Origin of the sequence: Pantoea sp. RSPAM1 (assembly GCF_038816185.1) — a bacterium.
Classification (GTDB): domain Bacteria; phylum Pseudomonadota; class Gammaproteobacteria; order Enterobacterales; family Enterobacteriaceae; genus Pantoea; species Pantoea ananatis.
Genome location: NZ_CP046137.1, coordinates 1,688,586 through 1,702,930, shown reverse-complemented (window position 1 = coordinate 1,702,930; position 14,345 = coordinate 1,688,586). Strand labels below are relative to the sequence as shown.

Genomic DNA, 14,345 nt, shown 5'->3' with positions numbered 1-14,345 from the left:
TGATCAGGCAGACAGCCAGGCAAACTCGTGGAAGCGATAACCCATCAACATGCCTGATGGCCAGGCTTCCAACCCTTTCAGCTTCTTGCTGTAACCGTCCATTGAGCTGATGAACGCCGGGATCAGCGTGCCACAGTGGTCATAGATCAGGGTTTGCATGTCGCCGTACATCTGCTTACGTTTGGCTTTGTCACGTTCGCCGCGCGCCGCAATCACCAACTGATCGAACTGGTCGTTTTTCCAGCCACTTTCGTTATTTGGCGCGCTGGAGAGATAGAACTGCGAGAACAGCATATCCAGCGTGGGACGTGGATTGATGGAGCCATAGCCAATCGGATCCTTCATCCAGTGCGTACCCCAGTAGCCTTCATAAGGCACACGACGCACATTGACGTTCAGCCCCGCATTGCGGCCCACCTGCTGAATCAGCTGTGCGCCTTCGGTTGCCCCTTCCAGCGGCGGCGACGTCACGATCTCAATGGTCTGCCCGGACATGCCCGCTTTATTGATATAAAACTTGGCTTTTTCCGGATCCAGTGGACGTGGTTTGAGATCGGCGTTGTACAGCGGATGCCATGGCGGCACGGGTGTATCGTTACTGACGTCACCAAAGCCCTGCAGTACGGTTTTCACCACGATTTCTCTTGGTTGCAGGTATTTCATCGCCAGCACGAAATCCGGGTTGCTGCCGGGTTTAATGTCCGTGCGAATAATCAGGTTGGTGTACATGCCGCCCTTGGTTTCCAGCACGGCATGATCCGGCGTACGGCTGATGCGCATGCTGTCTGGGGCTTTCAGACCTGAGGCGACCTGGATATCGTTTGACAACAGCGCATTCACGCGGGCCGCCTGATCGGTGACGCCCAGCAGTTCCACCTGGTCCAGATGCGGCAGTCCCGGTTTAAAATAGTTGGGATTTTTCGTGCCGAGCGTGCTGACGCCAGGCGTGAAGCTTTTGCACACGAACGGCCCCGTGCCGATGCCTTTACTGAAGTCTTTGGTACCGTCCTGCACTATCAGGAAAGGCGACGTGGCGAGCATATAGGGGACGTCAAAATTGGGGGCGGCCAGAATCAGCTGAACTTCGTTGTCGTTGACGGCAGTAATGGTTTTGAACTGCTCAGCCAGTTTAAAGGCGCTGGACGCGACAGCCGGATCTTTGTGGCGATTCAGAGAGTAAACCACATCTTTGGCCGTAAAGGGTTTACCATCATGGAACGTCACCCCTTTGCGCAATTTGATGCTCCAGGTGGTGCCATCGTCAGAGTCAATAGATTCTGCCAGCGCAGGCTTCACCGACAGAGTTTTATCCACTTCAGTCAGACCGCTGTAGAACATAAACTGACGCGTAAAGTCGGCACTGTTGTTACCTTTTGCCGGGTCCAGCGTGTCAGTCGCCGAGGCGTTGGACATGCCTACACGAATTTTGCCACCCTGAGTCGGCTTGTCTTCTGCCAGCGCCATACCCGGGAAGCCGATCAGCCCGGTACTCATTGCTGCGCCTGCGGAAAGCAACTTCATCAAACTGCGGCGGGACAGCGTCCCTTCCGTGATCATCCGCGTCAGAGCAGGATTGGTTACGTCAGATTCTTTATTATCAATTTTACTCATCTGTACACCCTCATTACGTGTTCTCGCGAACGGTGAAATTCCCTGCGTTTATCAGACGACAAAGCGGTGTGACTATCATCGTGCAGGCGTGACTTCGGTCGCGATTGCGCGACACGGCAACGCCTGGCTGTCTGAAAAACAACGTGAAGTTATGAAAGGCGATCCTTTGCTTTGTAGTAGAGCCCGGCGAGCGGCAAAAACCACGGTTTACCGTGATAACCCGGCAGTGCAGGCCATGCCTCGCGCTGCCAGGGGTTTTCACGAGATTTCTCACTTATCAGATCGGCCATCACCCGGCCCATCCATACCGACATCTGCGTGCCATGCCCGCTGTAGCCCAGCGAATAAAACACACCATCCTGTTCACCGGCATGCGGCAGGCGATCGGCGCTCATATCCACCATGCCGCCCCAGCAGTAGTCGATCTTCGTGTTAGCCAGTTGGGGAAACATTTTCGCCATTGCCGCATGCAGGATGTCGCCGCTGCGGGAATCCGACGTCGGGTTACTGATGGCGAAGCGCGCCCGGCCACCGAACACCAGACGGCTATCCGTCGTGGTCCGGAAGTAGTTGCCGATGTTCATTGAGGTCACGTAGTTGCGGTTTTCGGGCAGCAGCGCATGAAGCAGCGCGTTATCCAGGGGCTCAGTGACGACAATAAAACTGCCCACCGGCACAATACGGCGCTGAAACCACGGGAACGGGCCTTCGCTGGAGCAGCCGGTTGCCATCAGCACTTTGTCGGCCAGGATTTCGCCCTGGCTGGTGACTACCCGGTGACGATAGCCGTCGAGCCGTTCCAGCTGAGTGACGTGATGATGGGTAAAGATTTTTGCGCCACTGCGCACCGCAGCTTCGGCCAGGCCCACACCAAACTTGCCCATGTGCATCTGGCCGCCATGCTGTTGCAAAAGTCCACCATGAAAGTCGCCACCGCCAATTTCACGCTGAACCTCATCTTTGCTCAGTAACTGGATATCGGGGTCCACGGTGCGGCGCATCAGTGTCCAGGCGTCCTGCAGGCCGGAGAAGTGGGATGCTTTGCTGGCCAGTTTGAGCTTGCCGCACAGACGAAAATCGCAGTCGATCTGCTCTTGTTTAATTAACTGCTCAACATAGGTTACCGCATCGTCAAATGCCTTGTAGAAGCGACTGGCCTGGTCAAGTCCGTGGCTGCCAACCAGCGAGGCAAAGTTTTGCGCCACGCCGGTGTTGCAATGGCCGCCGTTGCGTGACGAGGCCTGACTCATCACCTCTCCGCTGTCCAGCACCACCACATTGATGCCACTGCGCGCCAGTGATAAAGCCGCCGAGACACCGGTGAAGCCCGCCCCGATCACGACCACATCAGCATGCGCGGGTAACGGGCCGCTGGCGGCGGCGCGAAACGCCGGAGCGGTCGCTTGCCAGTACGATTCCAGTTTCATGACAGTGACCTCACAGACCCACGACGCCAGGCAGGCCGCCAATATCTTTAATTTCGGTGTATTGGTAATAAGGATTGGCCGGTTCATGTCCGCGGTTGACCCAGACCTTGTGTTTGATACCAAGATCGTGCGCTGTCATCAGGTCATAGCGAAAACTGGAGGACACATGCAGGATTTCATCCGGACGGCAGTCCAGTTTTTCCAGCATGTATTCAAAGCCTTTCATCTGCGGTTTATAGGCACCGGCCTCTTCGGCCGTAATCGTCATGTGGATGGGCGCGCCAAGACGAGGAATGTGATGCGGAATCAGATCGTTCATCGAGTTGGTCAGCAGCACCAGCGGGAATTCTTCCGCCACTTTGGCTAATCCGGCGGGCACATCCGGATGCGGTCCCCAGGTGGCGCAGTCGGTATAAATGTAATCGCTGTCTGCCTGGGTCCATTTCACGCCCCACTTTTTACAGGTGCGCTGAATCGCGTTGCTGACCACATCGTAATAGGGCTTCCAGGCACCCAGCGCTTCGTCCAGACGGTAGCCCGAAAAGTCAGCCACAAAGGCATCCATGGCATTCGCGTCCACCCGATCCGCAAAACAGCGCTTTGCTGCACCTGCCATATCAAAAAAGATCAGCGTGCCGTAACAATCAAAAGTGATGAATTTGGGTTTAAACAGTGCCATGGAATTAACCTCGTTATTGTCAGGTGTGGTGCTTAAAAATCGATAAGTACGCTTTTCTGGCGCTGGCAGGCCTGGAACGCCTGGCGTCCCAAATCTTTACCAATACCCGAGCCCAGAAAACCGCCGGTTGGAATGATGAAATCGCCGGAGCGTCCATAGCGATTGACCCACACGGTACCGGCTTCAATCGCCCGTATCGCCCGCATGGCCCGTGGCAGGCTCAGCGTGTGTACACCGGCACACAGGCCGTACGTATCATGTGCAGCCAGCGCCAGCCCCTGCTCTTCATCATCGAAGGCCTGAATGGTCAGTACCGGACCAAAAATTTCCTGCTGTACCGCCGGATTATCCTGTTTCACCTGGCTTAACAGCGTGGGTTGCCAGAACCATCCCTCATCGGTGTCCGCGAAGCGTTCGCCGCCCACCAGCACCTCAGCGCCCTGCGCTTTGGCATCTTCAATGACCGAACGCACTTTATTGCCCTGGCGCGCATCAATCAGCGGTGCATAACGCGAGGTGTCCTGCCATGTCACGCCTGGCCTGGCCTCACGACATAACGCCGCCAGCCGTTCCGTCAGCGCATCGGCAATGCCGCGCTGCACGATTAAGCGCGTACCTGCAACGCAGGCCTGCCCACCATTGGCGGTGAAGCCGCGCAGAATACGCTGCGCCAGCACCTCAATATCCCCTGCATCATCGAAAACCAGTTGGGGACTTTTACCGCCCAGCTCCAGCGTCACGGGCTTCATGCCAAACTGTGCGGCATCGCTCATAATGCGCGCGCCGGTCGATGTTGAACCGGTAAAGGACACTTTACGTACCAGAGGATGTCTGACGAGCGCGCTGCCCGTTACCGCTCCGCTGCCTTGCACGATATTCAGGATGCCAGCGGGTAAACCAGCCTGTACGGCCAGCTCTGCCATGCGCACGGTAGAAAGCGGCGTGAGTTCAGAAGGTTTCAGCACCACCGCATTTCCTGCTGCCAGGGCCGGCCCGCATTTCCACGAGGCCATCGACAGGGGAAAATTCCAGGGCGTAATCGCCCCGATCACGCCATAGGGTTCGGCAATCAGCATTCCCAGGCTGCTATCCCGCGTGGGAAACAGGTCACCGCTGTATTTGTCAGCACATTCGGCATAGAAGCGAATGGCTTCGGCGGTGAAGGGAATTTCATGCTGTACCACGTCGGCGATCGGACGCGTTGAGCCAAGTGCTTCAAGCTGGGCCAGCAGCAGATCCTGTTCAATTAGGTCCGCCCAGCGGCGCAAAACCCGACCGCGTTCACGGGGGGCACAACCTGACCAGCCGCTGGTTTTTAATGCCTGGTGCGCCGTCATCACGGCACGATCCACATCGTCCGCCTGGGCTTCATGCAGGGTGGCAAAAACACGACCATCTGAGGGGCGTTTAACGACAAAAGATTCGCCTTGTGTTTGCACATGTTTCCCGCCGATATAATGGCCTGACGGGAGTGGCACGCTTTCCGGGTCGAAACTCAACATGGAAGAATCCTTATTTGTTACACCCATCACACGCTGAATTGGTTAAATTTCAGCAATGCTTTTCTGAATAAGTAATTAGGTAATGCAGAAAGTATGCCAGCCGTTAAAAAAATAAAAATGCGTTTAAAACGACGCAAAAAAATTTTTCTGCCGTATTAATGACGTATTTATTGCGGAATTGCCGAAGCGTTAAACAGATGATTTACCTCACAAAAAACCCGCCTTGCTTTGGTGCATTGCGCATGAAACTTGCACTAAAAAGGAGAAAAGGCGCAAAAACCAGATCTGGCGCACAAAAAAAACGCCAGCATAACGATTATGCTGGCGCCTGAATTCAGACATGACGACTTAAATTACAAACTGCCGAGATGGAATGTTTTTTGTTCCAGATATTCATCAATACCGTAACGTGAACCTTCACGACCGATTCCCGATAATTTAACGCCCCCAAAGGGTGCCACTTCTAAAGAGATTACGCCCGTATTAAATCCTACCATGCCAAATTCCAGCGCTTCCGCTACCCGCCAGGCGCGTCGGATATTCTCCGTGAAGAAATACGCGCCCAGACCATAAGGTGTGTCGTTCGCCATCGCCAATGCCTGCGCCTCATCGTCAAACACAAACAGGGGTGCCACCGGGCCAAAGGTCTCTTCCTGTGCAATGCGCATCTCACTCGTCACCTGCCCCAGAACGGTAGGCTGAACCCAGGTTCCCGCTCCGCTGCTGATGCCGCCCGTTAACAGCGTCGCGCCTTTCTGTAAGGCGTCGTCGATATGGGCATTGACCTTTTCAACCGCGGCGGTATTGATCAGGGGCCCGAGGGTGCTACCGGCCGCAAATCCGTCGCCCACCTTGAGGGTAGCCACGGCTTCCAGTAAACGGGCGGAAAAGCGTTCATAGATGTTGCGCTGTACCAGAATCCGGTTGGCGCAAACACAGGTTTGCCCGGCGTTACGGAATTTGCTGGTCATGACGCCAGCCACCGCGATCTCAATATCGGCGTCATCGAAAACGATTAATGGCGCGTTGCCGCCCAGTTCCAGACTCAACCGTTTTACGCTGTCGGCACATTGTTTCATCAGTAACTGACCCACACGGGTTGAACCGGTGAATGAAATTTTACGCACAAGGCGGCTTTCGGTCAGTGCGGCGCCAATTTCCGTCGGCATACCGGTAACCACCTGCAAAACACCGGACGGAAAACCGGCGCGCTCTGCCAGTACCGCCAGCGCCAGGGCAGACAGCGGCGTCAGGTCAGAAGGTTTAACGATAATCGGACACCCCGCCGCCAGCGCAGGGGCCACCTTGCGGGTAATCATGGCAATCGGAAAGTTCCACGGCGTAATGGCTGCCGCCACGCCGACCGGCTGTTTTAACACGATGATTCTGCGGTCGGACGTGGGCGCGGGAATGGTATCGCCGTAAATGCGACGCGCCTCTTCGGCAAACCACTTAACGAAACTGGCTCCATACAGGACTTCGCCTCTGGCTTCTGCCAGCGGTTTACCCTGCTCGGCCGTCATGATGATGGCAAGATCGTCGGCGTTATCGACAATCAACTGATACCACTTTTCAAGCAGTGCGGCGCGTGTGGCATTGGGTGTTTTGGCCCAGTCATGGCGTACCGACTCCGCATGATCGATCGCCGCCTCGGTTTCCTTTCGCCCTAGCGCCGGAACCGTCGCCAGCGTCTCACCGGTTGCCGGATCGATAACCGGCAGCGTTTCGCCCTGATAACCGTTCTGCCATTGACCCGCAAACAGCGCCTGCTGACGCAACAGCGTGTGATCTTTTAGTTGTATACGTGACATCGCATCCCCCTTTGTTCAGATCTTTCCACTTTATCGGGAGGGGAGAAGCGCAGGATGTTGTTGTTGCCGGCCAGAAAGCGTTCGCTGTGAGGATTTACGGCAGAAAAAAAATTTTATGCCGTTGCGCCAGGTCGCACGATGTCGAGGGTCGCTAAATCTGAAAATCGATGACCGGCTCATCGTCACCCGCGGAGGACAGTGCCTGCGCTTTAATTTCTTCCAGCGATAAGTTGGCGTTGCACAGCTCCAGAAATTGCCAGACATAGTTGCGCTGCAGTTGGCCCCGTTTCAGCCCCAGCCACACGGTATTAGCCTCAAACAGATGCGTGGCATCCAGCCTGACCAGCTCACCGCCCGGTTCGGTTTCGCAGGCCTGATCGGCCAGAATACCGACACCAAGACCAAGTTTGACATAGGTTTTCACCACATCAGAATCCTGTGCGCTGAGCACGATGTCCGGCTTTAAGCCTGCCCCCTGGAAGGCCCGGTCCACACGTGAACGCCCGGTAATCCCCTGGCGATAGGTAATGAGCGGATGGTGACTGAGCGCATTGAGCGATACCGGCTGTTGCTGCACCAGTTCGTGATCGTGCGGCACCAGCAGGGCATGATGCCAGCTAAACCACGGAAACGCCGCCAGGCTACCGTTATTCACCAGCATCTCACTGGCAATTCCGACATCCACCTCGCCTGCCAGCAGCATGTTCACAATCTCCTGCGGCGAGCCCTGGTTCAGTTCAAGCCTGACGTTGGGATAAAGCTGACGAAACGCCTTGATGACGGGCGGCAGACTGTATCGCGCCTGCGTATGCGTGGTGGCGATGGAAAGGATACCGCTGGATTCATTGGTAAACACGTCAGCCAGACGGCGGACTTTACCGGCTTCGTCCAGAATGCGCTCCGCAATGGTTAATAACGCTTTCCCGGGCTCTGTCATGCCAAGCAGCCGCTTGCCGCGCCGGATAAAGATTTCAACCCCGAGCTCATCTTCCAGATCGCGAATATGGCGGCTGACGCCCGATTGTGAGGTAAATAGCGTGCTTGCGACCTCTGTCAGGTTGAACTCCCGTCGTGCCGCTTCGCGGATGATTTTAAGTTGCTGGAAATTCACACTATTTACCTCTCTTTACACAATCTGATAAACAGAGGGTAAAAAGGATTTTCGATAACTGGAAATACTAAAAAAGTTTTATTTATGCATTTGAAGCATATATAACGGGGCGGGAGACGTTGAACTGCATCCTGATGGACAGTGACAGAAAGGGCAGCGGCGCGATATCTACGCGCCCTGCTTCAGAGAAAGAGGGTCAGGACAGGCGTTCTAGCTGACCAGGGTGAGTTCCCGTTTTTCTGTCAGCGGTTTGTTCAACAGCGACAGCAGGATATTTTTAACGGCCTGCGCCGGCGGCGATAAAGGTAACCGATGTGAAAGGTTAAGCGATAACGGCAGGCTGATCGTCGGGCTGGTGATACGCGCCATCCAGGCCTGGGTGGATCCCACCAGCGCCCGGGCGGCGGATTCCGGCAATACGGTAACGCCCATCCCGCTGGATATCGCGGCGGTCAGCGTGGAAAGCGACTCTATTTCACCAATAATACGCGCACTCAGGCGGCGCAGTGAAAACGCCTCATCAACGCGCTGACGCACGGCACTGTAATCGCGTGGCAAAAACAGGCTCATCTGTGCCACTTCAGCCAGATCCACATTGGTACCCGGACAGGCCGTGGTGCCCACCAGATACAGATCTTCTTTGAGCAGCGGTAGACTGTTGATCCCTGCCGTCGGCGCACGGTCATACAGCACGGCCATGTCCAGCTGTCCGCTAAGAATGTTTTCATTCAGGGCGCTGCTGCTGTTTTCATGCAGGTAAACAATGATATCCGGATACTGTTCCCGTACCGTTTGCAGCAATGGCATCGTCAGCGAGGAGGCGGCCGTTCCAGGCGCCAGCCCAATGGAAACCTGCCCTTTCACCACTTCACCGGCATTCATTACCGCTGACTGTGCCAGCTCACACTGTCGCAGAATAACGCGCGCATGGCTGTAAAGTAATTTTCCGGCTTCCGTGGGCGTTACGCCGCGTTTGGTGCGATTCAGAAGCTGCTGCTCCAGCTCACCTTCAAGCGTAGCAACCTGCTGGCTTAACGCAGGCTGGGCAATATGCAGCACTTCTGCTGCCCGCGTCAGGCTACCGATATCGACGATTTTCACAAAGTATTTCAGCCGTCTTAAATTCATCTTGCCTCCGTTGCTACGTCAAGGTTTCTGGCTGACCCGTATCAACCAGCCCGTATACAGATGAATTGCAATATGCAGACCAGGTTTATTCAGATCGCGAAACATGTGGGCAAATAATTGCTAAGCACAGGAATAAACAGCGTTTCTCTTTACCTCCAAAGAGGTAAGTCTGGTAGCACCGCCGCATTCCGGTGGCGACACAGGGTGAACTGCACCGCAACAGTGCGCACTATGTCAAACCAGCGTGCAGCGTCGGCCCTGTGCCAGCAAAGGTCATCGACGTGCCAGCGTCCAGCCCGGTTATGCAGGAGAAAAAGCAGAAAGAGAGTGAGATCCGTTGCTGCATTACTGCGTTGCTGCGTTGCTGCGTAAAAGTCCAAGACGGTGGGCTGAGGAGAAACAGGTTTATTGCCTGAGCGGTTGATCAATTCGAAACGTCTTCCCACCTGTAACGCTCAATACGCTCACGTTTTTAAAAGGTCAGAAAGGCGAATACGCAAACGCATTTGTGTTGTAGCAAGGTGGCGATCCTCTGGTACCAAAGAAAACCCCCGGCAGATTCCGTTTAAAAACTTTTTGGGTTTACTGTCTTATGTTCACCACCGCCAGCAAAGCGCGAATACGCAAACGCATTTGTGTTGTAGCAAGGCGGCGCCAGGCGCTTAGGCCCAGGCGCATAGTAAACTATGTGACTGGGATAAGCGCCTGGTGCCAACGCCGCTACGGCGCAAAGGCGGCAGCGTATTCAGCGTTTGGCACGGTTGCGTCGCATATCGATGGTAACTGCGGCGACGATGATGATGCCTTTGATGATGTCCTGGATATACGCATCCACCCCAACAAAGGTGAATCCGCTTTTAATCAGACCAAGAATTACCGCACCAATCAGCGTGCCGGTAATACGGCCCACGCCGCCCATCAGGCTGCTGCCACCGATCACCGCTGCGGCAATCGCATCCAGTTCATAGCCCACGCCCATGCTTGACTGGCCGCTGCTGACGCGTGCCGCCAGTACTACGCCCGCCAGGCCTGACAGCGCACCCGCAATGGTGTAAACGATGATCAGGTATTTATTGACGTTAATGCCAGACACTTTGGCCGAGGTCATATTGCCGCCGATGGCATAAACATATTTGCCATAACGGGTATGTTTCAGCGCAACGTGAAACACCAGCGCCACAACCAGGAAAATCACCACTGGCATGGCGCCCTGACCAATAGCGGTGAATCCATCGGACAGGAAACTGATGGGGTTACCCTGAGTGTAATACTGCGCCAGCCCGCGCGCAGAAACCATCATACCCAGTGTGGCAATAAAAGGTGGGATACCGGTGCGGGTAATCAATACGCCATTGATCAACCCGCACAGTAAACCGACGCCAATGCCGGCTGTAATCGGCACGGCCGCAGGCATATTCACGAGGGATGGAAACATCGGCGTCAGGCTGTCTGAGGTTTGCGCCAGGCTGGCAGCCACCACCGCGGTCAACGCAATCACCGATCCGGAAGAGAGATCGATACCGGTCGTAATGATCACCTGGGTTACACCCACGGCGATGATACCGATGATAGCGACCTGCAAAACGATCAAAATCAGGCGGTTGGTGTTCATCAGGAACGACTGATCGCGAACATACCAGCCAAAAATTTCAAAAATTAAGGCAATCCCCACCATCACCACAAAGATGCCGGTATCCTTTGGAACCCGGTGACGCAGGTTTGTCAGGAAAGAGGGTTGTTGCTGAGAAGCCTGAGTGGCCGTGGCTTTCATATTACTCATCGTGGTTTCGCGCCTCATTCGGATGCTAACGACAAAATAGTTTCCTGATCGGCCTCTTCTTTATCGAGGATGCCGGTAATGCGCCCACCATGCATCACCATGATGCGGTCACTCATGCCCAGAATTTCAGGCAGCTCTGAGGACACCATAATGATGGCAACGCCACGGTTGGCCAGCTCACTAATCAAACGATAAATTTCTGCTTTTGCCCCAACATCAATGCCGCGCGTCGGCTCATCCAGGATCAGAATTTTCGGTTGAGCCAACAGCCAGCGGGCGATAAGCACTTTCTGCTGATTGCCGCCACTCAGGTTATTGATGATTTGATCCATGGTAGGGGTTTTAATATTGAGACGGCGGATTTGATCCATGCAGTCCTGAGCCATTTTGACATGGCTGACAAAGCCGCTTTTGCCGCTGTATTCCGGCATGTTGACAATGCTCATGTTCTCCAGCACCGACAGCACCAAAAACAATCCTGACTTTTTACGATCTTCTGTCAAAAACGCCATGCCCTTTTCGATGGCGACCGACGGCGAGTCAATTTTCGCCGGGATGCCGTCAATCAGAATTTCGCCACTGTCAAAATGCGCCATGCCAAACAGGCTTTCCATGACTTCGCTGCGCCCGGCTCCAACCAGGCCCGCCACACCGAGAATTTCTCCCCGGCGCACACCGAAACTGACGTCGGTAAAGCGGTCTTTGCAGCTCAGATGACGAACGGTCAGCACCTCTTCCCCGATGGCACTATTGAATTTCGGGAAAAGCTGCGTCAGTTCACGCCCGACCATTTTAGTGATCAGAGACTGACGCGTGAACGCACTGGTGCTGTCGCTGCCCACCCAACTGCCGTCACGAAACACGCTGATCTCATCCGTGATGGAAAAAATCTCGTCCATTTTGTGACTGATATAAACGATGGCTTTACCCTGCTCGCGCAGATCGCGAATGATGGTAAATAAATGTGCGACCTCGGTTTCCGTCAACGCGGAGGTGGGCTCATCCATAATGACAATGTCGGCATTCCAGGACACCGCTTTGGCAATTTCCACCATCTGCTGTGAGGCGATGCTCAGTTCGCCTACCATGCGGTCGGCTTTCAGTTTGATATTGAGCCGGTTAAGCAGCGCCTGCGTGTCTTTATTCAGCCGGGCATGATCGACAAAACCAAATTTCATCGGCTCCCGCCCCAGCCAGATATTTTCGGCCACGGTCATGTGCGGCACCAGATTCAACTCCTGGTGGATCATTGACACCCCCGAACGTAACGCATCCATGGTGTCCCTGAACTGCACTGGCTCCCCTTTAATCTTGATGGTGCCCTGATCGGGACGGTAAATCCCGATCAGGCACTTCATTAAAGTGGATTTGCCCGCGCCATTTTCACCCATCAAAGCATGTACCGTTCCGGAACGGACGCGCAGCGACACATTGTCCAGTGCCTTCACACCCGGAAAGAACTTGCTGATGCCTTCGGCTTCAAGCGCAAAAGCGGTCATACATCACCTCCCTACTACGGGTTCAGACGTTTATTTTTGGTTCATGCTGGTATATTTGGTGTAGTTGTCTTTGGTGATCAGCTGGAACGGGATATCAACAATCTTTTGCACTTTTTCGCCGTTTGCCAGTTTGATTGCGGTCTGAACAGCGCCTTCACCCTGGCCTTTACCGTCCTGGAATACACTGGCCACCATTTTGCCGTTCTTGATCATCTGCAACGCATCCGGTGTGCCATCCACGCCTGCCACCAGAATGTGTTTATCGTTCTTGCCTAATGCCTGAATGGCCCCAATCGCCATTTCATCATTGTTTGACGCGATAGCATTGATATCATCGCCAGCGGTCATCCAGTTACTCACGACATCAACAGCATCGTTGCGGCTGAATTTCGCCGTCTGCTTTTGCACCACTTTAATATTCGGGTATTTCGCCACAACGGCTTCCACCCCTTTGGTGCGTTCGCGGGTCGATTCGTTAGCCAGGTCACCTAATAAGATGGCAACGTTGCCCTTGCCGTTCATGGCCTTCGCCAGGGCTTCCATCTGGAGACGGCCCGCCAGTTCAGAATCCGAGCCCACGAAAGCCATCTTGTCACCCAACTGCGCCTGCGGTTTACGGTTCACGAACACCAGCGCAACACCGGCTTTAGCGGCCTGATCGATAATCGGTTTCACTGCATTCGTATCGACTGGCGCAACGATAATTGCGTCAACGCCCTGCCCGATAAAGTTTTGGACCTGCTGGAGCTGCTGGGCCACATCGCCTTTGGCGTCTTCTACCTGGCCTTTAACGCCATCTTTTTGCATCTCTTTTTGCATGGCGGTACGCACAATCGTCAGAAAGTTGTCGTCGAACAACGCCATTGAAACGCCAACGGAAACATCTTTCGCCATTGCGGCGGCGGGTAACATGCAGGCTAACAGTGAGGCAACAATCGTTTTTTTGATGTTCATAGGGACCCTTCTTATTTGTTAACTTGCTAGCGATTCACGTTTTGAATGAAAAATATCTTTTACATTCACACCGCCTCGCCGGCGTTTTTTATGGAAATTTGAGGTAAGACAACTACGTTGACGCTTTTGCTAAAATCACCATTACTTTTCTTATCCGCCTGATTTTACTTAACATACTAAGGAGACAATCCAGGTACTGGTACGACTATCCCACTTTCAGACGCCATTCAGTTCATTTATTCCATATATTTATTTTTTGAAATTTTTATCATAAAAGCACTGAAACAAGCGTTTTGATATCTTCAAATAACAAAACTTTGACATGCGTCTAACATCTACGGAGAAATGGGTTTAAATTGAGATCCTGTTAGCAGTTTGAAAAGCAAGCGTATGTGTCTGATATTCGCCAATACGCTGCTTTTACGAGCACTTGAACGCAAAGCATGAAAGAGAGCTTTGACATACCGAACTGACGTCGCTACTATTCGCCCCGTTCTAGCAATTCCTCTGTAGTTCAGTCGGTAGAACGGCGGACTGTTAATCCGTATGTCACTGGTTCGAGTCCAGTCAGAGGAGCCAAATTTTTGTTTTCAGGCAGGCTTTAAAGCCTTTCAACGCGGTTTTATTCCGTCTGCGTGAGAAATGTTCCGATGCGTAGTGGGGTTCACCTGCGCATTCTGCGAAACAGTGAGTCTGATTGGCGTCATTTCCGTTCGATAATAGCGTCTTAAATCTGTTCCCCCTGCCGTACGTGAGAAGCCCCAGCATCCCTCTTGTGCTCGCCTTTTATACTGACTGATTCACAGCGTCTTTCTCTGCTTGTCCATCCGGAGAGTTCACGCC

The 14,345-nt window shown here is 53.9% G+C and carries 10 protein-coding genes and 1 tRNA gene; 1 reads left to right on the top strand and 10 read right to left on the bottom strand.

Going from position 1 to position 14,345, the window contains the following annotated elements; genetic code table 11:
- Positions 1–3: 3 nt before the first annotated feature.
- The 10 genes from GKC68_RS08475 to GKC68_RS08430 form a co-directional block, all read right to left on the bottom strand.
- On the bottom strand, positions 4–1,611 hold the full coding sequence (locus GKC68_RS08475) for an ABC transporter substrate-binding protein (protein WP_028724812.1): 1,608 nt from the start codon (positions 1,609–1,611) through the stop codon (positions 4–6).
- Between the two features lie 149 nt (positions 1,612–1,760).
- The gene (locus GKC68_RS08470; protein WP_028724813.1) at positions 1,761–3,038 is read right to left on the bottom strand and encodes an FAD-binding oxidoreductase; all 1,278 of its coding nucleotides are present in this window, start codon (positions 3,036–3,038) and stop codon (positions 1,761–1,763) included.
- Positions 3,039–3,048: 10 nt separating this feature from the next.
- Positions 3,049–3,717, bottom strand: coding sequence for a haloacid dehalogenase type II (locus GKC68_RS08465; protein ID WP_342656755.1), 669 nt, complete (start codon positions 3,715–3,717; stop codon positions 3,049–3,051).
- Between the two features lie 32 nt (positions 3,718–3,749).
- Positions 3,750–5,219: an aldehyde dehydrogenase family protein gene (locus tag GKC68_RS08460; RefSeq protein WP_058705939.1), complete on the bottom strand. Its 1,470-nt coding sequence runs from the start codon at positions 5,217–5,219 to the stop codon at positions 3,750–3,752.
- Between the two features lie 353 nt (positions 5,220–5,572).
- On the bottom strand, positions 5,573–7,030 hold the full coding sequence (locus GKC68_RS08455) for an NAD-dependent succinate-semialdehyde dehydrogenase (protein WP_029570234.1): 1,458 nt from the start codon (positions 7,028–7,030) through the stop codon (positions 5,573–5,575).
- 151 nt (positions 7,031–7,181) lie between these two features.
- Positions 7,182–8,141 (bottom strand): HTH-type transcriptional regulator Cbl, encoded by a 960-nt coding sequence (gene cbl / locus GKC68_RS08450; RefSeq protein ID WP_028724817.1) that lies wholly within the window; start codon positions 8,139–8,141, stop codon positions 7,182–7,184.
- A gap of 210 nt (positions 8,142–8,351) precedes the next feature.
- On the bottom strand, positions 8,352–9,269 hold the full coding sequence (gene nac, locus GKC68_RS08445) for a nitrogen assimilation transcriptional regulator NAC (RefSeq protein WP_028724818.1): 918 nt from the start codon (positions 9,267–9,269) through the stop codon (positions 8,352–8,354).
- Between the two features lie 745 nt (positions 9,270–10,014).
- Positions 10,015–11,040, bottom strand: coding sequence for an ABC transporter permease (locus GKC68_RS08440; protein WP_028724819.1), 1,026 nt, complete (start codon positions 11,038–11,040; stop codon positions 10,015–10,017).
- Positions 11,041–11,063: 23 nt separating this feature from the next.
- Positions 11,064–12,548: a sugar ABC transporter ATP-binding protein gene (locus GKC68_RS08435; RefSeq protein ID WP_028724820.1), complete on the bottom strand. Its 1,485-nt coding sequence runs from the start codon at positions 12,546–12,548 to the stop codon at positions 11,064–11,066.
- Between the two features lie 30 nt (positions 12,549–12,578).
- The gene (locus tag GKC68_RS08430) at positions 12,579–13,502 is read right to left on the bottom strand and encodes a sugar ABC transporter substrate-binding protein (RefSeq protein ID WP_028724821.1); all 924 of its coding nucleotides are present in this window, start codon (positions 13,500–13,502) and stop codon (positions 12,579–12,581) included.
- A 503-nt stretch (positions 13,503–14,005) separates the two neighbouring features.
- On the opposite strand from GKC68_RS08430, the gene GKC68_RS08425 reads away from it, so the two are divergent.
- Positions 14,006–14,081, top strand: a tRNA-Asn gene (locus GKC68_RS08425).
- The last annotated feature ends 264 nt before the right edge of the window (positions 14,082–14,345 follow it).

Bases quoted from the DNA above. Each gene is read 5' to 3' on its own strand.
- GKC68_RS08475 (WP_028724812.1), bottom strand. From the start codon at position 1,611: ATGAGTAAAATTGATAATAAAGAATCTGACGTAACCAATCCTGCTCTG.
- GKC68_RS08470 (WP_028724813.1), bottom strand. From the start codon at position 3,038: ATGAAACTGGAATCGTACTGGCAAGCGACCGCTCCGGCGTTTCGCGCC.
- GKC68_RS08465 (WP_342656755.1), bottom strand. From the start codon at position 3,717: ATGGCACTGTTTAAACCCAAATTCATCACTTTTGATTGTTACGGCACG.
- GKC68_RS08460 (WP_058705939.1), bottom strand. From the start codon at position 5,219: ATGTTGAGTTTCGACCCGGAAAGCGTGCCACTCCCGTCAGGCCATTAT.
- GKC68_RS08455 (WP_029570234.1), bottom strand. From the start codon at position 7,030: ATGTCACGTATACAACTAAAAGATCACACGCTGTTGCGTCAGCAGGCG.
- nac (WP_028724818.1), bottom strand. From the start codon at position 9,269: ATGAATTTAAGACGGCTGAAATACTTTGTGAAAATCGTCGATATCGGT.
- GKC68_RS08440 (WP_028724819.1), bottom strand. From the start codon at position 11,040: ATGAAAGCCACGGCCACTCAGGCTTCTCAGCAACAACCCTCTTTCCTG.
- GKC68_RS08435 (WP_028724820.1), bottom strand. From the start codon at position 12,548: ATGACCGCTTTTGCGCTTGAAGCCGAAGGCATCAGCAAGTTCTTTCCG.
- GKC68_RS08430 (WP_028724821.1), bottom strand. From the start codon at position 13,502: ATGAACATCAAAAAAACGATTGTTGCCTCACTGTTAGCCTGCATGTTA.